16 protein-coding genes and 2 tRNA genes are annotated in these 20,807 nt (G+C 68.6%); 2 read left to right on the forward strand and 16 right to left on the reverse strand.

The features are described from left to right. Positions 1 to 174: 174 nt before the first annotated feature. The 7 genes from ACQ1W9_RS06405 to ACQ1W9_RS06435 form a co-directional block, all read right to left on the reverse strand. Complete coding sequence (locus tag ACQ1W9_RS06405; RefSeq protein ID WP_431025851.1) at positions 175 to 954, reverse strand: HpcH/HpaI aldolase family protein; 780 nt, start codon at positions 952 to 954, stop codon at positions 175 to 177. Next, positions 954 to 2,174, reverse strand: coding sequence for a type III PLP-dependent enzyme (locus tag ACQ1W9_RS06410; RefSeq protein ID WP_431025852.1), 1,221 nt, complete (start codon positions 2,172 to 2,174; stop codon positions 954 to 956). Before ACQ1W9_RS06410 ends, ACQ1W9_RS06405 begins: the two co-directional genes overlap by 1 nt. Before the next feature lie 14 nt (positions 2,175 to 2,188). After that, positions 2,189 to 4,015 (reverse strand): IucA/IucC family protein, encoded by a 1,827-nt coding sequence (locus ACQ1W9_RS06415; protein ID WP_431025853.1) that lies wholly within the window; start codon positions 4,013 to 4,015, stop codon positions 2,189 to 2,191. Next, positions 4,012 to 5,232: an MFS transporter gene (locus ACQ1W9_RS06420; RefSeq protein ID WP_431025854.1), complete on the reverse strand. Its 1,221-nt coding sequence runs from the start codon at positions 5,230 to 5,232 to the stop codon at positions 4,012 to 4,014. Before ACQ1W9_RS06420 ends, ACQ1W9_RS06415 begins: the two co-directional genes overlap by 4 nt. Further along, entirely contained in the window at positions 5,229 to 7,103 is a 1,875-nt protein-coding gene (locus ACQ1W9_RS06425; RefSeq protein WP_431025855.1) for an IucA/IucC family protein, read from the reverse strand. The genes ACQ1W9_RS06420 and ACQ1W9_RS06425 overlap by 4 nt, the downstream gene beginning before the upstream one ends. Then, on the reverse strand, positions 7,100 to 8,311 hold the full coding sequence (locus ACQ1W9_RS06430; RefSeq protein WP_431025856.1) for an ATP-grasp domain-containing protein: 1,212 nt from the start codon (positions 8,309 to 8,311) through the stop codon (positions 7,100 to 7,102). Before ACQ1W9_RS06430 ends, ACQ1W9_RS06425 begins: the two co-directional genes overlap by 4 nt. Positions 8,312 to 8,552: 241 nt before the next feature. Beyond that, complete coding sequence (locus tag ACQ1W9_RS06435) at positions 8,553 to 10,634, reverse strand: carboxy terminal-processing peptidase (RefSeq protein ID WP_431025857.1); 2,082 nt, start codon at positions 10,632 to 10,634, stop codon at positions 8,553 to 8,555. A gap of 133 nt (positions 10,635 to 10,767) precedes the next feature. On the opposite strand from ACQ1W9_RS06435, the gene ACQ1W9_RS06440 reads away from it, so the two are divergent. Beyond that, a complete protein-coding gene (locus tag ACQ1W9_RS06440; protein ID WP_431025858.1) occupies positions 10,768 to 12,066 on the forward strand; it encodes a M18 family aminopeptidase in 1,299 nt (432 codons plus the stop codon). A 97-nt stretch (positions 12,067 to 12,163) separates the two neighbouring features. Here ACQ1W9_RS06440 and ACQ1W9_RS06445 read toward each other — a convergent pair. The 9 genes from ACQ1W9_RS06445 to ACQ1W9_RS06485 all read right to left on the reverse strand — a co-directional run bounded on the left by ACQ1W9_RS06445 (position 12,164) and on the right by ACQ1W9_RS06485 (position 19,322). Next, positions 12,164 to 12,240: transfer RNA gene (locus ACQ1W9_RS06445), tRNA-Met, on the reverse strand. Positions 12,241 to 12,292: 52 nt separating this feature from the next. Continuing rightward, entirely contained in the window at positions 12,293 to 13,384 is a 1,092-nt protein-coding gene (gene ychF / locus ACQ1W9_RS06450; RefSeq protein ID WP_431025859.1) for a redox-regulated ATPase YchF, read from the reverse strand. 189 nt (positions 13,385 to 13,573) lie between these two features. Next, on the reverse strand, positions 13,574 to 14,167 hold the full coding sequence (gene pth, locus ACQ1W9_RS06455) for an aminoacyl-tRNA hydrolase (protein ID WP_431025860.1): 594 nt from the start codon (positions 14,165 to 14,167) through the stop codon (positions 13,574 to 13,576). Between the two features lie 88 nt (positions 14,168 to 14,255). Next, the gene (locus ACQ1W9_RS06460) at positions 14,256 to 14,891 is read right to left on the reverse strand and encodes a 50S ribosomal protein L25/general stress protein Ctc (RefSeq protein ID WP_431025861.1); all 636 of its coding nucleotides are present in this window, start codon (positions 14,889 to 14,891) and stop codon (positions 14,256 to 14,258) included. A 105-nt stretch (positions 14,892 to 14,996) separates the two neighbouring features. Continuing rightward, positions 14,997 to 15,938 (reverse strand): ribose-phosphate pyrophosphokinase, encoded by a 942-nt coding sequence (locus tag ACQ1W9_RS06465; RefSeq protein WP_355660804.1) that lies wholly within the window; start codon positions 15,936 to 15,938, stop codon positions 14,997 to 14,999. Positions 15,939 to 16,011: 73 nt separating this feature from the next. After that, positions 16,012 to 16,086 (reverse strand) — tRNA-Gln (locus ACQ1W9_RS06470). A gap of 34 nt (positions 16,087 to 16,120) precedes the next feature. Then, complete coding sequence (gene ispE / locus ACQ1W9_RS06475) at positions 16,121 to 17,014, reverse strand: 4-(cytidine 5'-diphospho)-2-C-methyl-D-erythritol kinase (RefSeq protein ID WP_431025862.1); 894 nt, start codon at positions 17,012 to 17,014, stop codon at positions 16,121 to 16,123. Further along, positions 16,990 to 17,589: a lipoprotein insertase outer membrane protein LolB gene (gene lolB / locus ACQ1W9_RS06480; protein ID WP_431025863.1), complete on the reverse strand. Its 600-nt coding sequence runs from the start codon at positions 17,587 to 17,589 to the stop codon at positions 16,990 to 16,992. Before lolB ends, ispE begins: the two co-directional genes overlap by 25 nt. Beyond that, positions 17,586 to 19,322 carry a tetratricopeptide repeat protein gene (locus ACQ1W9_RS06485; RefSeq protein WP_431025864.1) on the reverse strand — a complete coding sequence of 579 codons (1,737 nt, stop codon included), beginning with the start codon at positions 19,320 to 19,322 and terminating at the stop codon, positions 17,586 to 17,588. Before ACQ1W9_RS06485 ends, lolB begins: the two co-directional genes overlap by 4 nt. A gap of 226 nt (positions 19,323 to 19,548) precedes the next feature. Between ACQ1W9_RS06485 and hemA the strand changes: the two genes are divergently transcribed. Further along, positions 19,549 to 20,805: a glutamyl-tRNA reductase gene (gene hemA, locus ACQ1W9_RS06490; RefSeq protein WP_431025865.1), complete on the forward strand. Its 1,257-nt coding sequence runs from the start codon at positions 19,549 to 19,551 to the stop codon at positions 20,803 to 20,805. The last annotated feature ends 2 nt before the right edge of the window (positions 20,806 to 20,807 follow it).

The raw sequence follows: 20,807 nt of genomic DNA on the forward strand, positions 1-20,807 counted from the left end.
CATCGAGCGTGGGCGAAATATGGCGGAGGATTGTAAGCTAAAGGCGAGTCGTTTGCATTAGTGTTGTCACTTCCCGGCGCTAGCAGGCGGCCGGGGAGTGGGGCATGGCGGCAACCGGCGTCAGGCGCCTGGGTCCGCCGCGTCGAAGGACGCGCGCAGGTCACGCAGCCGGCGTCAGACGCCTGGGTCCACTGCATCGAAGGAAGCGCGCAGGTCACGCAGCCGGCGAAACAGGATGCCGCGGTCCTCGCCCACCAGGAAGGTCGCCACCCCACGCTCCCGCCAGTAGCGGTGCTGGCCCTCGGCCCGGGGGATGGCACAGAAGCGGCGTCCCGCCCGGGCGCAGGCCCGGGCGACCCGGTCCAGCGCCTGGCGCACGCTGTGGTGTCCCGTGTCCGGGGCGACCCCCAGGTCGTGGGCCAGGTCCATGGCCCCCTCGAGCACCCAGTCCACCCCGGCCACCTCGGCGATGGCGTCGATATTCTCCACCCCGAGGGCGGACTCGATCATCACCACCACCAGGATCTCGTCGTTGGCGCGTGTCAGGTAGTCGCCGAGGGGCAGGCGCCCGAAGCCGGTGGTTCGGCCCCCGGTGATGCCGCGTCGGCCGAGCGGCTGGAAACGCGCCGCCGCGACCACCCGGCGGGCCTGGTCGGCATCCTCGACACGCGGCACCACCACCCCCATGGCCCCGGCGTCCAGGGCGCGCTGGATCGCCCCGGGATCGACCCCCGGCACCCGCACCAGGGGGGCGATGCCGGCGCACTCGGCGGCACGGATCATGTGTTCCACGGACTCCGGGTTGACGCTCAGGTGCTCCAGGTCGAGCACCACGAAGTCATAGCCCGCATGCCCCAGCATCTCGACCAGCCAGGGCGTCGGTACCGAGTTGAGCATGCCGTAGACGCAGTCGCCCTGCTCGAGACGGCGCTTGAGCGGATTGGGTCCGAGCATCAGGCGTTCTCCTCGTCGTCGAGGCGTTCGTCGTCGATAAAATGCATAAGCGGCGCCGGGTGACGCAGGAAGTGCTGGTGGGAGATGTTCCAGGCGTAGGCGCCGGCCAGGGTGAACAGCAGCATGTCGCCGATGGCCAGGCGCTCGACCGCGACCTGGCGCGCCAGCACGTCCTTGGGCGTGCAGAGCTGGCCGACGACGCTGACCCGGGCGTGGTCCAGCGCCTTTCCTTCGCCGCCGCGCCCGGGCAGGCGCACGAAGGGGTGGTCGTGATTCTGCGCCGCCGGGGTGCGGAAGTGGTGGGTGCCGCCCCGGCAGACCGCGAACCACTGGCCGTGGTTGCGCTTCAGGTCCATCACCTCCATCAGGTAGTAGCCGCAGGGCGCGGTCAGGTAGCGGCCGCACTCGAAGCGAATACGATAGCGCCGCAGGCGCGGCTCGGCGAGTCGCCGGGCGAGCCCGGCGCAGAAGCCCGGCCAGTCGAATTGTTGGCTGGGCTCGCGGTAGTTGATGCCGATGCCGCCGCCGACATTGATCTGGTCGATGTCCAGGCGATACCGCTCGCGCCAGTGCTCGACCTGCCGGAAGAGGTCGCCGAGCAGCCTGAGCTGGGCCTCGGCGTCGAGTTGATGGGAGATCAGGTGGAAGTGGAAGCCGCGCAGCTCGAGCCTGGGGTGGCGTTCGAGGCAGGCGAGGCAGGCCTCCAGCTCGTCGGGATCGATGCCGAAGGGGGTGGGCACGCCGCCCATGGTCAGGGGCGTCGAGGGCAGGCTGTCGGTGGCCAGGTTGATGCGCAGCAGGATGGCCTGGTGGCGATCGCCCGCCTCCAGCAGCCGGGCCAGGCGCTCGAGCTCGGTCAGGCTCTCCACATGGATAAGCTCGACGCCGAGCTCGAGGGCCAGGGAGAGCTCCGAGACCAGCTTGCCCGGGCCGCCGAACAGCAGGGGCGCGTCGGGGAAGCGTTCGCGGATCAGCGTCAGCTCACCGCCGGAGGCGACCTCGAAGCCGGCCACGCGGCCCTCGAGGGCATCCAGGATCGGGGCCTCGGCATTGGCCTTGACGGCGTAGAACATCTCGCAGCGTTCGGGCAGTGCCGCCACCACGCCTTCGACGTGGCGGCGCAGGGCCGGAAGGTCATACAGGTAGGCGCACAGGGGATCGGCGCTCGCCGCCTGCAGGCGGGCCGCTTCACGGGCCATGGAGTCGAGTCGAAATTCCATCGGTTGTTCCTGGGTCACTGGGTGTCGAGTGGTTGAGCGAAGGGGCTGGCCAGCGGTACGTACTCCGAGGCGCGGTCGGCTCGCTTGAGCACCCGATTCAGCAGGTTGGTCTTGTTCGGCCAGGGCTCGCCCTCGAGCAGGCGATCGATCAGTCGCGCCGAGAAGGCGTTGCCGTGGTGCCGTTGGTAGCGTGTCAGGCTCGCGCCGAGGCACTGCCATAGCCGGGGTTCTAGCTCGGCATCGTCGCGTGCCAGGAAGAACACCGCCTGGGCGAGGTTGTTGATCAGCAGGCAGTAGCCGATACGCTTGACCCCCAATGCCTCGGGGTAGCGGACCGAGGCCCTGGCGCGTTCGGTGAGGCTCGTCAGGCGTTCGTCGGGCCACTGCTCGGGCAGCAGCTTGGTGCCTTCCAGGTCGCGGATATAGATGTGGCTGGGCAGGCCGTGGCGCAGCCCCACCACGACGTTCTGCAGGTGCGGCTCGAAGACCACGCCGAGCCGGCACAGGGCGAACAGCATGGGGGGGACCAGGTGCTCGAGGTAGGCCTCGAACCAGCACAGCGCCGCCTCCTCCCGCGACAGGCCCCGGTGGCGGGCCAGGCGCATGACCTCGCGCTCCAGTGGCGAGTCCCCCGCGGGGGACTCGGCAAACAGCGCCGCGGCCAGCACGGGCGTCTCGTCCTCGCCCCAGGCCGGGGTCTGGCGCAGGATCAGGCCGAAGGCCTCCCGCAGGGCGACGCGGGCCTCCCACGGCTGGTCGCGGAAGTCGGCGGTGACGAAACCGGGCTCGGCCATCAGCGTCAGCGTCGGGAAGGTCTCGCCCAGGGCGCGGGCTTCCTCGCCGAGCAGGCGGCTCACGGCGACGGCGCTCTCGAGTTCGTACCAGGCGTTCTTGCGCACGCAGTTGGTCAGGCGCACATGCAACGAACACTTCAGGAAGCGGTCGCGGCCGGGCTGGAAAAGGGTGCGTACCGAGGCCGTGGGATACCAGGGATCGCCGGCCGGCCCCAGGTCGAGCAGGCGGCCGCCGTCGAGGGCCTGGCGCACCACCGCCAGGCCGCGAATATGCTCGACCTGCCAGGGATGCACCGGCAGCGCCCGGTAACCGGGAGGCAAGGGCAGGTCCGGGAGCTGGCGCTCCAGCTGGGTGTAGGCGTCCTCGTCGAGATGCGAGGCCTGGGCGAGATCGCCTGCCGCCACGGCGAAGTAGTGCAGCGGGAAGGCCGCGCCGAGCTCCGGGGAGTAGCGTCGGATGGCGTCGAGCGCGACCCCTTCGCGACTCTTGGGGGTGGGGTGGAAGGCGTGGCCGAAGGTCAGCGACTGCTCCGAGCGCAGGTAGGCGGCCTCGCCCTGGCCCCAGTCGTCGGTACCGGCACCGGCGATGAACTCACCCATCAGTTCGACGCTGTTGCCGATCTGGGCCAGCAATTCGTCGTTGAATGGCTGATCGAAGCGCAGGGCCAGTTCGTCGAGTAGCATCCGCGCCAGGCGTTGCCAGTCCAGCGCCTGCCAGGGCTTGCCGAAGCCGGCGCCGAAGGGCTCGGAGCGGTAGGCGTGGTTGAGGGTGATCGAGGGGCGCTCGACCGCGATCAGCAGCCACTGGCCACTGAGCGGCAGCGAGACCTGGAGCACATGGCCGCCCCTGAGGCGCCGGTGCTGATGGATCGCCTGTGGCCAGGCGCGGGCGCCGAAGGGGCTGTCCCAGACGAGGTCGCCGGCCGGCGCGGCGACCTCGCGGCAATAGGCATTGAGCAGCGCCCGGATCGAGTGGGTACCGGCCTGGTCGAGCCTGTCCCGGATCTTGAACGCCCTCTGCAGGGCGGCGGAGGAACTCAGGGTCATGTTCGCGTCCTTTGCGAAGGGGATGGAAGAAGCGTAGCGAGCCTGGGGGCCAGGCTCAGCCCGAGGGCGGCCAGCACCCAGGCCGAGGCCAGCAGGGGGCTGGCCAGGCCGAAGCGCGAGGCCAGGAGGCCGGCGCCGAGACCGGCCGCGACGCCGGCCCACTTGGCGGCGGCGTCGAGGCGCCCGAACAGGCGCCCGGGCCGCTGGCGGCTCGCGCCGCTCATCAGCCGATGAAGCGCGACGAAGGCGGTGGTCATGGCCAGGCCCATCGCCAAGCGTGCCAGCCAGATGCCGGCCTGGGCCTGCCAGTCGCCGCCCGGGAGGACGTACTGTGCCCCGCAGGCGAGCGCCATGGCGGCGAAGGCGAGGATCAGGAGGCGCCGCGGATCGTAGCCTGCCAGCGCCTTGCCCAGTGGGCCGGAGAGGGCGAGATACACCAGGTGAGGCAGGCTGAAGAGGGCGGCGAGCGTGACCGTGGACAGCCCGGCGAAGCGCTCCTGGAGGTCGGCGATAAGGTAGGGATAGGTGATCACGCAGGCGAAGGAGAAGCCGAATTGCAGCCACAGCAGCAGCCCGGGATGTACCCTCTCGCCGCTCTCCGACGCGCGGCGCATTTTCCCGTCCGTGGAGGCCGTGTTGCCGACCCTCTCGGGGGGCGTTCCCCGGGCCGGAAAGGTGGCCACCATGGCCGCCGCCGCCAGCGGCAGCAGGGCGAGCCAGGCGTACAGGGTCAGCGGCGATAGCGTGCCGATCAGGGCGCCGAACAGGATCGGTGCAATGACCAGGGCGGCCCGCGCCGAGGCCTGCATGGCGGTGAGTGCCCGGGCCAGGCGCTCGCCCTCGAGCTCGCCGGCGAGCCAGGTATTGGAAGCGGCGAAGGTGCCGCCGAGCAATCCCTGCACGACCAGTGCCAGGGCGAAGCCTCCCACCGAGCCGGCCTGGCTCGCCAGCAGGAAGCCCAGGGCCAGGCCGAGCTGGGCGCGGATCAGGGAGCGCCGGGCGCCGAAGCGGTCGGCGAAGCGACCCCACCAGGGCGCCGCCAGGGCGGAGAACACCGTGGGCAGCACATAGAACCAGCCGACCAGGTGAAGCTGCGAGGAACCGAATTCCTCGCTCAGCAGGATGGCGAAGAAGGGCGGCATGCCCAGCGCCGCCAGGGACGCCACGAAATGGCACAGCATGACGCCCCCGACCCGCCGCCGCTCGTTGCGGATCATGGCGTCGCCTCGAGCCGGGTGTCCACGGGCGCCGCGACGCCGTCGGCGCTTGCTTCGTCCCCCATGCCTGGCTTGAGGAAGTTCGGCGCCGTCCTGCCGTAGAACTTGTTGATGTCCCTGGCCCCGGTGCTCGCCTTGCTGGCCAGGGTACCGGCGGTGAGCAGGTACTTGGCATCGAGGAAGTCCCTTTCCAGCAGCCGTGTCACGGGCGAGGCGTCTTCCTCCGGCATGGCGGCCAGGCTCTCGGCCATGGCCCGGCGCGCCTCGCCATAGAGTTCGTCCCGGCCGCCGTGGCCGTTCGCGGCCATATGCTCGATCAGCGGGGCGACATTGAGCTGCAGGGTGATGGTGACGAACATCTGCTCGAGGGCCTGGGGCGACTCGCTCCAGATGCGCGGGTCCTCGAGTCCCGCCACCAGGCGATACAGTGCCGGCCAGCGGGCCGCGAGCCTGGCCCGCTCCAGGCGGGGCGCGTCGTTGTCCTTGAGCAGTAGGCGCATCGCTTCGCCGTCCTTCAGCAGCAGCATCGAGTTCTGCTGGTTGGCTTCCAGCGCCACCCCATAACGCAGCCACAGGGGCAGGTGGATATCGAAGGTCAGCCGCAGGTAGGCCCGCAGGAAGCCGCGGACATCGCCGCCGAAGAAACGCTCGGCCAGTTCCTCGTAGAGGCTGCCGGCGCTCTTCTCGGTGGCATGGGGGCTGGGCGCGACCAGCCCCGCCACCGAGACCAGGGTGGCGTCCTCGACCGCCGCGGGATAGCGGCGCAGGATAAAGCCGAGGAAGGGTTGGTCCGCGACATGGGCGCCCTGGTGTTCGTCGGTGAGCAGCAGGCGGTCGGAGAGCAGCGGATCCTGCGCGGCGATGGCGCCGAGCAGGCACTGGATCCGGTGGCCGTCGCCGATGGTGCTGGGCTTGATGGTGCGGATATTGCGGCTGCCCAGGGTGCGGATGGTCAGCGGCAGCTTGATATGGGTGTCGGGGTGCTCGGTGAGCATCAGGCTGCGCACCGAGAGGGTGGGTTGAACCTCGATGTCCGCCAGGGGCGCCTTGATCACGCGCTCGGCCAGCCCCGCCTCCTCGAGCATGGCGTCGAGCCCCGACGCCCACAGGAAGGGGTGCACGGGCAGCAGCTGATGATCCCGCGCCAGCCGGGCATCGAGTCCCACCCGTGCGGGGGTCGGCCACCAGTCGGGCAGGACCGTATCGCTGAGGTGGAAGCGTGTCCTGGGTACCGCCAGCCAGCGCAGCATGAAGCGTGGCTGGAACTCGGGGGCGAAGCGCTCGAGCGCGGCCACATCGAAGCCCAGCTTGGCCCGGGCGGTGGGGTAATAGGGGTGGTCCTGGAAGGCGGCCAGGCGGTCGTAGTGGGCGAAGCGGGCCGACCACTCGGTGGGAAGGAGAGCGGCCGTGCAGCGGGCGAAGTAGTCGTCCCGCGCCTGGCGGCAGGCGAGCCGGTGGATCTCGGCCTGATGGCATTCGTCGGCGAAGGCGGTGTAGTAGTCGCGCGCCTCCGGCGCCAGGCCTTCGCCGAGCCAGGCGATCAGGCTCGCCGCCTCCTGCAGTTCCCTCGGGGCCTTGTCCGGCGTGTCGGCCACCACGACGGGGGCGTGACGATAGCGCCAGGACTGCATGAAGCGTTCCGGCGTTACCGGCAGCCAGAGGGTGCCCGAGGCCAGCGTCGGGATCTCCAGCCAGGGGCCCGGTGAGAGGGGGCCGGTGCCCAGCCGGGACAGCGCCACCGGCGCTTCCGTCAGAACCCGAGCCTGGTGCGTGATGCCCTGGACGTCCTCGCGAAGCAGGGCATCCACCACGCGCGCCAGCACGTAGCGCCGGTCGTCGGTCTCGATCATCGCGCTGGCGGCGAGGGTCATGGCCGAACCTCCCAGGTCAGCGAGTCCAGGGCCGTGGTCACGCGCTCCTTGAGCCGCAGGGTGCAGTCACCGGCGGCGCGCAGTACGCCGAGATAATCCTTGTTGGAGTGGCTCAAGGTCAGCCGCTCGCCGACCCGACGCAACGGATGGAAGTCGACGAAGCCGTCCTCCCAGCGCTGGCGGAACGCCTCGGGCATTTGTACCAGCTGACCGGAGCGGGTGGCCTTGACGTACTCGATATGCAGCCCCTTGCGGGCGATATCGAACCCGGGCAGGGGCTCGCCCAGATGCAGGCGCAGGATGGTGCTCAGCAGCTCGATTCCCAGGGTTTCATCGAGGAGGAATTCGCGGCCGTCACCGATGGTGCGGTAGTTGATCTCGATCAGCCGTGGGCCCGTCGGGGTCAGCACGAACTCGCTGTGGCAGGAGCCGAAGCCGATGCCGAAGCGGCGGATCTGATCGACGACGTCGTCGATCACCGCCTGGTCCAGATCGAGTCCCCAATGGGCGGCCAGCTCGATGAAGTGCGGGGGCGGCGACAGCTCGACCCGGAAGCCGCCGAGGACCTCGAAGCGCTGGCCGTCGCCGAGGGTCTCCAGGGTGTAGAGCTCCCCCTCCAGGTATTCTTCGATCAAGAGCGCCAACCCGGAATGGCGTTGCCACAGGCCTTCGCAGCAGGCGATCAAGGCTTCGCGGCTGTCGACCCGGCTGACGTCGAGGCTGGCCACCCCTTCGCGGGGCTTGACCACGCAGGGCAGCGGACAGTCCGCCAGGATCTCGGTGAGCTCCTCGGGCGTCGTCACCAGGCGGTGCCAGCAGGGAGATAGGGCCAGTTCATCGAGGCGCTGGCGCATGGCCGCCTTGTTCTTGGCCGCGAAGCATACCCGCCAGTCCTTGCCCGGCAGGCCGTAGTACTCCGCTACCAGGGCCGTGGCGGCCTGCAGGTGGTCGCTGTGGGAGAACACCGCCCGCGGCGTGATGCCGGCCTCCTGGAGTGTTTCGAGAATGGCGATGGGGCTGAAGACATCACAGCCGAGTATCGCCCCCGGATAGGCGGGAAGGCCCTCCTGGGCGAAGTGTCGGCGGTGATCGCCGGGCAGGTCGGTGACGATCACCGGGTCGAGTCCCAGTGCTCGTGCCGCGGGCAGGAAGCCCTCGTTGAGGACTTCCGTGACCACATGGGCGACGAAGACGAACGGGTGTGGCATCACTGGCTCCTTGTCTCTCGTGGGAGTCGGGCGCCAGGTCGTCAGGAAGCAGGTTTCCCGGCGACTCGGCGGGGAGCCATGGTAGGACAACAGGCAAATGATAATCAATAATATTATCTATTGAGATTTATTCTCCTTTACTGGGCCCTCGCCAGATGCGTCGTAGGGGGCGTTTTCTTATGGTCCAGAACGCATGGGCCCCGGCGGTTGCCGGGGCCCATGCGTTCTGAGGGGGAGCCTTTCAGTGGTCGTTATGGCTTAGTCGGGCCTCGCCGCCCCGGGTCGTCAGCAGGGCGTAATCGAGCAGGATCTCGGCGGACTCCTCCACCTCGGCGCGATCCACCGGGGTGTCCTCCTCCTCTTCCTCCTCGCCGCCCCGGACATCCACCCAGTCCTCCAGCAGATCCAGGCCCAGGGCCTCGCGGCGGGCATTCTCCAGGGCCAGTTGGCGGGCCTCCTGGGCCTCCAGCTCCTGCTGACGCCGTTCCCGGTTGAGGCTGACGCTGGTCTGATGCTCGCGCAACTCCCGGGCCAGCTCCGCCTGATTCTGCAGGTAGATAAAGTTGGGGTGCTCGTCGATGCGTTCGCGGTGGCCGGCGCGCAGCGCCTCGATGAAGCGCCAGGGCTCGCCGTAGTTGCGGTACTGGACGGCGCGCACCCGATCCCAGGTCAGGGCATTGTCGAGGCTGCTCTCGCCGATCACCTCCGGGTCGATCAGGCTGGGGAAGAGGATATCGGGATCCACACCACGGTGCTGGGTGCTCTCGCCGGAGATACGGTAGAACTTGGCCCGGGTCAGCTTGATCTGGCCATGGCTCAGGTCGTTGAGGGTCTGCACCGTGCCCTTGCCGAAGGTGCGGTTACCGAGTACCAGGCCGCGGCCGTAGTCCTGGATGGCGCCGGCGAAGATCTCCGAGGCGGAAGCGGAGAGGCGGTTGACCAGCACCGCCAGGGGGCCGTCATAGAGGCTGCCGCTCTCGGTGTCGCCATAGAGGCTGATACGGCCGCGGGCGTCGCGCACCTGCACCGTGGGGCCTCGATCGATAAACAGGCCGATCAGGGAGTTGGCCTCGTGCAGGGCCCCGCCGCCGTTGTTGCGCAGGTCCAGCACGATGCCGTCGACGTCCTCTTCCTTGAGCTCCTGCACCAGGCGGGCCACGTCGCGGGTGGTACTGCGGTAGTCTTCTTCGCCGGCCTGCCAGGCATCGAAGTCCACGTAGAAGGTGGGAATCCTGATCACGCCGATGCGGTGGGGCTCGCCATCGCGGCTCAGCTCGATGATCTCGCGACTGGCGGCCTGATCCTCCAGGGTCACGGTGTCGCGGGTGATCTCGATGATCCGCGAGCGGGTCATGTCCACCGCCTGGGCCGGCACCACGTCGAGACGCACCACCGAGCCCTTGGGGCCGCGGATCATGTCCACCACCTCATCCAGGCGCATGCCCACCACATTGATCATCTCGCCGTCGTCGTCATCGCCCTGGCCCACGGCGATGATGCGATCCGCCGGAGCCAACTGGCCGGACTTGTCGGCGGGGCCACCGGGCACCAGGCTGGAGACCTTGACGTACTCGCCCTCGGCCTGCAGCAGGGCACCGATGCCTTCCAGGGAGAGGCGCATCTGGATATCGAAGGACTCACCCTGGCGCGGCGAGAAGTATTCGGTATGGGGATCGATGGTGCCGGTCACCGCCGCCATCAGGAGGCCGAAGACGTCATCGCCGTTGGTCTGACGGATGCGATTGAGCTGCCCTTCGTAGCGCTGGCGCAGGTTGTCGTGCATCTGCTCCTCGTCCTGGCCGGCCAGCAGCTGGGTCAGGGCGGCGTTCTTGAGGCGCTTGCGCCATAGCTCGTCGAGTTCCGTCTCGCTCTGGGCCCAGGGGGCCTCGTCGCGGTCGATTTCCAGGCGATCATCGCTCTCGAAGGTGAAGTCGAGACCCTCGTCGAGGCGTGCCAGGATCCACTCCAGGCGGTGCTCCAGGCGCTCCTGATAGCGCTCGTAGAGGGCATAGATGGCTTCCAGTTCGCCGTCATAGAGCACATCGTCCATGCTCGCCTCGAGATGGCGAAACTCGGCGACGTCGCTCTCCAGCAGGTAGGCGCGCTGGGAGTCGAGGATATCGAGGAAGCGCTGGAAGGCCTGGCGGGACCACTGGTTGCCCAGGCTCACGTCGGCGTAATGACTGTAGCGTAGCGATTCGGCGACCTCGGCGGCGGCCTGCCGCTGAGCATCGGAGGGTTCTGGGGTGGCGAGGGTCGAGGCGCTGAATGCCAGGGTCAGCGCCAGGACCGTCAAACGCCGTAGGGCGGCAGTCAGGCTCATCAATGAAGCACTCCCGAATTCATGTACACTTCCCATCCTTAGAAGACACGCATGCGGCCGTAGGGTTGCATCGGCCGAAACGGCATTGTAGCAGCCCTTGTCGCCAGACACAGACCCTTCTGCGAGGATCCCCATGCCCCACCTTCCCACCCTCGAGCGCCTGCTGAACTTCCTGCAGCGTTCCCCGACTCCCTGGCATGCGGTCACCAATATGGCACAGCGCCTGGAGCAGGCCGGCTACCGTCGCCTGGATGAGACGGCCGGCTGGCAACTGAGCCCGGGAGAGAAGGTCTATGTGACCCGCAACGACTCCTCGATCATCGCCCTGCAACTGCCCCGGGGACCGCTGCACGACCTGCGCATGATCGGTGCGCATACCGACAGCCCCGGCCTGCGGCTCAAGCCCAATGCCGCCAAGGTCGCTCACGGCTGGCTGCAACTCGGCGTCGAGGTCTATGGCGGGGCGCTGCTGGCGCCCTGGTTCGACCGCGACCTGGGCCTGGCCGGACGGGTGCATCTGCGCCGTGACGACGGGCGCATCCAGGGGGTACTGCTCAACGTGCCGCGCCCCGTGGCCATGGTGCCCAGCCTGGCCATCCACCTGGATCGCGAGGCCAACAATGGCCGCACCATCAATCCCCAGACCGAGATGGCGCCGGTGCTGCTGCAGGGCGGCGAGGCGGCGGACTTCGAGGCGCTGATCAAGCGCTGGCTCTATGAACAGCATGGCCTGGAGGGGGTGACCCTGCTCGACTTCGAGCTGGCCCTCTACGATACCCAGCCGCCGGCCCGGGTCGGCGTGGAAGGCGAGCTGATCGCCAGCGCCCGCCTGGATAACCTGCTCTCCTGCTTTATCGGCCTGGAGGCGCTGCTGGCCTCCGACGGCGAGCAGGGCGCCGTGCTGGTGGCCAATGATCACGAAGAGGTGGGCAGCGCCAGCGCCTGTGGCGCCCAGGGACCCTTCCTGGAAGACGTGCTGCGGCGAGTCAATGCGCAACTGGGGCAGGGAGGCGATGAGGGCTTTATTCGCCTGATCCAGGCCTCCAGGATGATCTCCTGCGACAACGCCCATGCGCTGCACCCCAACTTCGCCGACAAGCACGACGCCGGCCATGGTCCGGCCATCAATGGCGGGCCGGTGATCAAGGTCAATGCCAACCAGCGCTATGCCACCAACAGCGCCACCGCGGCCATGTTCCGCGATCTCTGCCAGGTGGCGGGAGTGCCGGTGCAGACCTTCGTGACCCGCGCCGATATGGGCTGCGGCAGCACCATCGGCCCGATCACCGCCACCGAACTCGGCGTGCCGACCCTGGACGTGGGGGTGCCCCAGTGGGGCATGCACTCGATCCGCGAGACCTGCGGCGTGCGCGACGCCGATCAGCTGATCCGGGTGCTGAGCGGCTTTATCAACCGCCCCGAGCTGGTATAAGCCTTGGCCGGGGGGGACCCCGGCCTGGTGTGACGTCGATTGACGCCCAAACGAAAACACCCGCCTGGCGAACCAGGCGGGTGTTTTTTCGTGTCTTTGGTGGCTACGCCCTGATTCGAACAGGGGACCCCATCATTATGAGTGATGTGCTCTAACCAGCTGAGCTACGTAGCCAACGGCGCGTATCCTACCCAACAAGGGCCTGATACGTCAACACTTTTTTACCTTACACATTAAAGCGGAAGTGGATCACATCGCCGTCCTTGACGACATATTCCTTGCCCTCCAGGCGCCACTTGCCGGCATCCTTGGCACCCTGCTCGCCGCCCAGGCCGACGTAGTCGTCATAGCCAATCACCTCGGCGCGGATAAAGCCCTTCTGGAAGTCGGTGTGGATCACCCCGGCGGCCTCGGGGGCGGTGGCACCCACCTTGACGGTCCAGGCGCGCACTTCCTTGACCCCGGCGGTGAAGTAGGTCTGCAGGCCGAGCAGCTCGTAGCCGGCGCGGATCACCCGATCCAGGCCCGGCTCCTCCATGCCCATCTCGTCGAGGAACATGGCCCGCTCCTCGTCGTCCAGCTCGGCGATCTCCGCCTCGATCTGGTTGCATACCGGCACCACCACGGCGCCTTCCTCGGCGGCGATGGCCTGGACCACGTCCCGGTAGGGGTTGGCCTCGAAGCCGTCCTCGTTGACGTTGGCGATATACATGGTGGGCTTCAGCGTCAGGAAGCCGAAGCTCTTGAGCGCCTTCTTCTCGTCCTCGTCGAGGCCGAAACTGCGCAGCGGCTGGCCCTCGGCCAGGTGGGGCTGGATACGCTCGAGGATCGCCTTGGTGGCGATGGCCTCCTTGTCGCCGCCCTTGGCGACCCGCACCAGGCGCTGGATGGCTCGCTCCACGGTGTCCAGGTCGGCCAGGGCCAGCTCCAGGTTGATGGTCTCGATGTCGCTGGCGGGATCCACCTGGTTGGCGACGTGGATCACGTTGTCGTTATCGAAGCAACGCACCACATGGGCGATGGCCTGGGTCTCGCGGATATTGGCCAGGAACTGGTTGCCCAGGCCCTCGCCCTTGGAGGCGCCCGCGACCAGGCCGGCGATATCCACGAACTCCATGGTGGTGGGTAGCACCTTCTGAGGCTTGACGATCTCGGCCAGCTTGTCGAGGCGCGGATCGGGCATCGGCACGATACCGACATTGGGCTCGATGGTGCAGAACGGGAAGTTCTCGGCGTCGATGCCGGACTTGGTCAGCGCATTGAAGAGGGTGGACTTGCCCACATTGGGCAGGCCGACGATACCGCAGTTAAAACCCATAGTCTGTTCCTGAGAATGCTGTGCCGAGGGGCGGGGAAAGTTGGCGCCATTGTACGAGATGGGGCAAGGATCAGCTATAAGCTGGAAGAGCGCTGCTTCGCGGCTGGAAGCTTGAAGAAAAACCTTACCCCCAGTGTTGGTGGAGCCATGGTGTTTTCCAGCTTCCAGCTTCCAGCTTCCAGCTTCCAGCTAGGCGCTTTGCGCGGTAAAGCCATGCAGCCGATTCATGGCCCGGGCCCAGTCGCCGGCCAGGGCGTCGGGGAGGGTGGCCTGGATCTCGTCCAGGGCGGCCTCGATGGCCGCCAGCTCGGCCTTGCCGGGGCGTCCCAGCACATAGTTGACCACCTGCTTGGCGTTGCCCGGGTGACCGATGCCGATGCGCAGCCGGTGGAAGGCCTTGTCGTTGCCCAGGGCGCTGATGATATCGCGCAGGCCGTTGTGGCCACCGTGGCCGCCGCCGCTCTTGTAGCGGGCGGTGCCGGGGGCGATATCCAGCTCGTCATGGGCCACCAGCAGCTCGTCCGGGACAAGCTTGTAGAAATTGCACAGCGCCGCTACGGCGCCGCCGCTGCGGTTCATAAAGGTGGTGGGCTCGAGCAGGTGAACCTCGTGGCCGTCCAGGCGCACCTTGGCGTAATGGCCCAGGAACTTCTTCTCCGGGCGCAGCTCGGTGTGGGCGCGGCGGGCCAGGGCCTGGACCAGCCAGGCGCCGGCGTTATGCCGGGTCGCCTCGTAGTCGGGGCCGGGGTTGCCGAGTCCGATGATCGCCTTGATCTGGGGCATGATCGCATCTCCACAAAACGATCAAGCGCCCCGCGGGGCGCTTGATCGAACAGGCGAGGGAGGTGAGAGCCACCTCCCGGCGAGCGACTTACTCGGCGCTCTCTTCGCCGCCTTCTTCGCCTTCGGCCTCGTCACCGCCACGCACCTTGGGCTTGGTCAGGCTGACCAGGGCCTGGTCGTGGTCGGCGCCGTGGCTCAGCTCGACCAGGGTCACGCCGGCCGGCAGGGTGAGGTCGGAGAGGTGCAGGATCTGGCCGATCTCGGTCTCGGTGACGTCGATTTCCAGGAAGTCGGGCAGGTCCTTGGGCAGGCAGCTCACTTCCACTTCGTTGGCCAGGACGTGCAGCTCGCCGCCCTGTTCCTTGATGGCCTTGCTCTGCTCTTCGCCGATCACGTGCAGCGGCACCTTGATGGTGATGGCATGGGTGGCGTCGACGCGCAGGAAGTCGGCGTGGGTGACCAGCGGCTTGAAGGGGTGACGCTGCAGGTCACGCACCACCACGGTCTCCTTTTGGCCGGCCACGTCGAGGGTGATCACGGAGGCGAAGAAGGCCTCGTCCTCGATGGCCTTGTAGAAGGCGGACTTCTCGACGGAGATCGCCTGGGGCGCCGCTTCACCACCGTAGATGATGGCGGGCACCTCGAGGTTCGCACGACGCAGGCGGCGGCTCGCACCTTTCCCCAGGTCGTTACGAACGCTGGCAGTCAAAGTGAATTCGGACATTTGGAAAACCTCATGGGTTGGATCGAGAAAGCGTTATCCCCGCGACCAGGCGATAACGCTTTCCAAGGGCCCGGCGGAGCCGGGCGGGCTACCGGCGCCGCGTTCTCAGTGGAACATGGCGCTAACGGATTCTTCGTTGCTGACCCGGCGGATCGCCTCGGCGATCAGCCCGGCCACGCTCAGCTGGCGAATCTTGCCGCTGCGACGGGCGGTCTCGGAGAGGGGGATGGTGTCGGTGACCACCACCTCGTCGAGCACCGAACCGGTGATGTTGTCGACGGCGGGGCCGGAGAGGATCGGGTGGGTGGCGTAGGCCACCACGCGGCGGGCGCCGTGATCCTTGAGGGCCTCGCCGGCCTTGCACAGGGTGCCGGCGGTATCGATCATGTCGTCCACCACCACGCAGGTGCGGCCTTCGATCTCGCCGATGATGTGCATCACCTGGGCCTGGTTGGCCTGGGGGCGACGCTTGTCGATGATGGCGAGATCGGCATTCAATTGCTTGGCGATGGCCCGGGCGCGGACCACGCCGCCCACGTCGGGGGAGACCACCACCAGGTCATCGTAATTCTGGCGCTCGATATCGTCGAGCAGGATCGGCGAGCCGTAGACGTTGTCCACCGGCACGTCGAAGAAGCCCTGAATCTGATCCGCGTGCAGGTCCATGGTCATCACCCGGTCGACGCCGGCCTTGACCATCATGTCGGCGACCACCTTGGCGGAGATCGGGACCCGGGCGGAGCGCACCCGGCGATCCTGACGGGCGTAGCCGAAGTAGGGCACCACGGCGGTGATCCGGTGGGCGGAGGCGCGGCGCAGCGCGTCCACCATCAGGATCAGTTCCATCAGGTTGTCGTTGGTGGGGGCGCAGGTGGACTGCAGGATAAAGACGTCCTTGCCGCGCACGTTCTCATTGATCTCGACCGCGATTTCGCCATCGCTGAACTGGCCGACCGTGGCATGACCGAGCCGGTTGTCCAGGCCCTCGGCAATCTTACGGGCGAGTTCGGGATTGGCGTTCCCGGTGAAAACCATCAATTTAGACACGCGCGGCACCTTTGGGAGTCTGGGGGATCTCGTCAGGGATGAGGAGCTTATCGAGCAGTCGGGCGGGAAGAAGTGGCTGGGGTAGCAGGATTCGAACCTGCGCATGGCGATACCAAAAACCGCTGCCTTACCGCTTGGCTATACCCCAGCAATCTTGCCGATCGGCCCACCGTCGACCCGGGTCAGGGCGTCGGTGTCGCTCGCTCTTCCAACACCGTATGGAGAGGCGATCGATTGCATCCCCGCGCCTTGAAGCCCTGCCAGTCGTGGCGGCCAAGTCGGCGCAGAATGCTATCCGCATCCGCCTCGTTCGTCAACCAGGCGAAGAGGCAGGCCCCGGTGCCGGTGAGCCGGGTGGGGGCGAGTCGGCCCAGCCAATCCAGCGCCTCGGCGACCGGCGGATAGAGCTCGCGAACCGTGGTCTCGCAGTCGTTGCGCCAGTGCCCCGGCCCCTCCTGCAGGGCGCGCGCCATGGTAATGGGGGGGGTGTGGCGTGTCAATCGAGGGGCCTGGAAGACCGCCGGGGTGGCCACCGAGACGCCGGGGTGAATGACCACGAACCAGGGCGTGTCGAGCTCCACCGGGGTGAGGCGTTCGCCGATGCCCTCCGCCCAGGCGGCGTGACCGTGGACGAAGACCGGCACATCGGCGCCCAGTCGCAGGCCCAGCTCGGCGAGTCGCTCCCGGGGCAGGTCCAGGCCCCAGAGTTCGTTGAGGCCCAGCAGGGCGGTGGCGGCATCCGAGCTGCCGCCCCCCAGGCCGCCGCCCATCGGCAGGCGCTTCTCCAGGTGGATATCGGCTCCCCGTCGACAGCCGGTCTCGTCCCGAAGCATCCGCGCGGCGCGCAGGATCAGGTTGTCCTCGGCGGCGACGCCGGGCAGGGCCGGGGTCAGGCGCAGCTCGCCGTCGTCGCGGGGCGAGAGGGTCAGGGTGTCGCCGTGGTCGAGGAACTGGAACAGGGTCTGCAGCTCATGGTAGCCGTCGGCGCGGCGCCCGGTGATATGCAGCAGGCGGTTGAGCTTGGCCGGGGCCGGCAGACGCAGCGTCGCGGTCACCGGGCCACCTCCGGGCGCCATTCGTTGACCACCAGGGTGACCCGGAGGCTGTCATAGGTCATCACCAGGCGGCGCGGCAGCCATAGCCCCTGGGCCCAGGTCCAGTCGCGGTAGTCGATCTCCCAGCCGGCCTGGCGCAGGCGCCGCGGGTAGCCCTGGGCATCGCGCTCCAGCTCATGGGTGCCGGCGGCGGGCAGGCCGCGTACCCAGTGATCCAGGGACGAGACCGGCAGGCTCCAGCCCAGTTGCTCCTGGAGCAGGGCCTCGGGACTCTCGGCCTCGAAGCGTCCCTCGGGGGTGGTCAGGGAGACTCGCCCCTCGCGACCCTCCAGGGTGCTGCGACCGCTGCCGAAGGGGCCGCTGAGCAGCAGGCGATAGTGGAAGGGGGTCTGGCGCCAGTCGAGGTTGGCGCTGGTGGCCTCGTCCGGGGTGCGCAGGCCGACCCGGGCGATCAGTTCCCAGGTCTCGAGGGCCTCGACGGCCGCGGCCTGGTCGGCCCAGGGGCCGCGCTCGGCGGGGGCTTCATCGACGGGAGGGCGGGCGGCGCAGCCGGCCAGCAGGGCCAGCACCAGCAGGGGGGCGAACAGTCGAGTCATGGGGTGTCCCCGTCAAGCAGTGAGGGTTGGCGTCGCAGCAGGTCGTCGATCCGCGGGCGCGTCGCGAAGCGTTCCAGGGCTTCCTGGAGCAGGGCACGGGCCTCGTCGTGGTGCCCCAGGGCCCAGAGCACCTCGATCAGGTGGGCGGCGACCTCCTGGTCCGGCATCCCCGCATAGGCGCGCTCCAGATAAGGCAGGGCGGTGTCGGGGTCGCCCAGGCGATAGTGGGCCCAGCCCAGGCTGTCGAGGATGGCCGGATTGTCGGGCTCCAGCTCGTGGGCCCGCTCGATCAGCTCGAGGGCCTCGTCGAGGCGGCGATTCTCGTCGGCGAAGGTGTAGCCCAGGGCATTCAGGGCCAGGGCATTGTCCGGGTCGCGGCGCAATACCTCGCGCAGGTCGGCCTCCAGGGTGGCGACGTCGCCGGCCTGGTAGGCGCGCATGGCGCGCAGGTAGCGCAGCTCGGCGTCCCCGGGCGTCCCCGCCAGGATCCGCTCCAGCAGGGCATCCGCCTCACTGCTCTGGCCGCGCTCGTCGAGCAGCTCCACTTCCAGGCTGGTGAGCTGGCTGGACTGGCCCGGGTGGCGTCGGCGCTCCTCGGCGAGCAGCGCGTGGGCCTCATCGAAGCGGCCCGCCTCGTCGAGCAGCCGCACCGCCTGCAGGCGGGCCGCCAGGAAGGCGTCACCCGGGGGCACCTGGCGATAATAGAGCAGGGCGTTGTCCACTTCGCCATCGGCGGCGGCGATACCGCCCAGCAGCAGGTAGGTCACCGGAGGGGTGTCGTCGGCGTCGATCAACGGCAGCAGCAGGCGCCGGGCCGGGGCCGGGGCGTCATGCTCCAGATAGAGGCGGGCCAGGGCCAGGCGCAGCTCCTGATGCTCGTCATGATAGGCCAGCAGGGTCTCGGTCTGGGCCTCGGCGGCCGCCACATTGCCCAGTTGCAGCTCCGCCTGGGCCAGCGCCAGGGTGAAGCGGCTATCGTCCGGGGCCAGGCTGAGGCCGCGGCGTGCCGCGCGGCGTGCCGCGGTGCCATCATGGGCCTCCAGGGCCAGCTGGGCGCGAATCAGCCACAGGGCCGGGTCATCGGGGCGCGCCTCGGCGAGGCGCGCCAGGCGGGCCTCGGCGGCCAGTCGCTCGCCGCTGGCGGCTTCCAGCAGGGCGGTGGCCAGGGCCGCGTCATGATGTCGCGGGTGGCCGGCGGGGAGCTCGTCGAGAAAGCCTCGTAGCCGTTCCCTCAGGGGGGGCAGATAGGCATCCTCCTCGATGGCCAGCTCGGCGAAGCCGGCCAGGTCCCCCTGACCGCCCTGAGTGCTCAGGGCCAGGCGCGCCGCCAGGGCGCCCTCCCAGTCGCCTCGTTGCAGGGCCAGGCTGGCCAGCAGCCGCTGGGGCCCCTCCGCCTCGGGCGCCCGCTCCTGCCAGCGGCGTGCCGCTTCTTCCAGTAGTGCCGTGTCCTCGCTGAAGCGGGCCGCCAGGGCGGCCCGCTCTACCAGGGCGGGGTCGCCATAGCGCTCGGCGGCGCTCAGGTAGCCCTCGGTGGCGCGGCGATAGTCGCCGCGCTGGCCGGCCAGCTCCGCCGTCAGCAGGGTGGCCAGACCCGCGGCGTCCAGGCCATGGGCCACCGGTGGAGCGGAGGCCAGCGGGTCCTCCAGCGGGGGCCCGGGCGGGGCGAAAGGCGTCCCCTGGCAGGCGGCGAGCAGAGCGCTGAGCAACAGGGGTGGCAACAGGCGTGGGGGCATGGTGAGCTCATTCCGTGGAACCTGGCCTCAGCATAACGGCTGAGGAGGGGGTGGCAATAGGGCTATCTTGGTCCCCGCAGTGGGGGCGCCGCGCTTTGGCGGCTGTGGTAGAATGCGCCAGCTTTGGTCGCCGGTGTTCTCCGGCGATAATGATCTCTTGGCGACGCGGCCCTGGCGGTTCGCGACGCGATCGACTCCCGGACTCCTGAGCGAAGACGCAGATCGCATGACCCTCCTGGCACTCGGAATCAATCACAAGACCGCCGCGGTCGAGGTGCGCGAGCAGGTTGCCTTTACGCCCGCCCAGCTGGAACAGGCCCTGGCGGAGCTGCGTACCCTGCCTGAGGTGCGCGAGGCGGCGGTGCTCTCCACCTGCAATCGCACCGAACTCTATTGTGTGGCCGAGGCCAGTGGCGAGCAGGCGATCCTCGACTGGCTGGGGCGCTTTCATGGGCTGGCGGTGTCGGACCTGGGGCACTGTGCCTACCACTACCTGGATGGCGAGGCGGCGCGACACCTGATGCGGGTGGCCGCCGGCCTCGACTCCATGGTGCTGGGGGAGCCGCAGATCCTCGGCCAGCTCAAGGAGGCCTACCAGCTGGCCCGGGAGTATCGTGGCCTGGGCGGCGAGCTGGAGCGGCTCTTCCAGCATACCTTCGCCGTCGCCAAGCAGGTGCGCACCGAGACCGGCATCGGCGAGAACCCGGTGTCGGTGGCCTATGCGGCGGTGAGCCTGGCGAGTCGCATCTTCGATAACTTCGCCAAGGCCGAGGCCCTGTTGATCGGCGCCGGCGAGACCATCGAGCTGGTGGCCCGCCACCTGCGCCAGGCCGGCGTCAAGCGGCTGGTGGTCGCCAACCGTACCCGGGAGCGGGCGGCCCGGGTCGCCGATGCCTTCGACGGCGAGGCGATCGGCCTCGACGAGATCCCCGATGCGCTGATCCGCGCCGACATGGTGATCTCCTCCACGGCGGCGCCGCTGCCGATCCTCGGCAAGGGCATGGTCGAGCGGGCCCTCAGGCAGCGCCGCCACCGCCCGGTCTTTATGGTGGATATCGCCGTGCCCCGGGATATCGAGCCCCAGGTGGGCGAGCTCGCCGATGTCTTCCTCTATACCGTGGATGACCTGCATGAGGTGATCGAGGAGAATCGCCGCCATCGTCAGGTGGCCGCCGACGAGGCGGAGAGCCTGATCGAGCATGGCGTGGACGCCTGGCTGCACGAGCGCCGGGTGCGCAGCGCCGGCGAGCTGATCCGGCGTTACCGGGGCCATGGCGAGGCGCTGCGCGAGAGCGCCGAGGCCCAGGCCTTGGCCCAACTGGCCCGGGGCGAGGACCCCGAGGCGGTGGTCAAGCGCCTGGCTCGCCAGCTCACCAACAAGTTGATGCATGGCCCCACGCTCAAGCTGCGTGAGGCCTCCGGCGCCGGCCGCCAGGATCTGCTGGCCGCCGCCGAGACCCTGTTACTCTCTCAGGATCCCTGAAG

The organism is Halomonas sp. H5 (genome assembly GCF_050613175.1).
In the GTDB taxonomy this organism is placed as follows: domain Bacteria; phylum Pseudomonadota; class Gammaproteobacteria; order Pseudomonadales; family Halomonadaceae; genus Bisbaumannia; species Bisbaumannia salifodinae.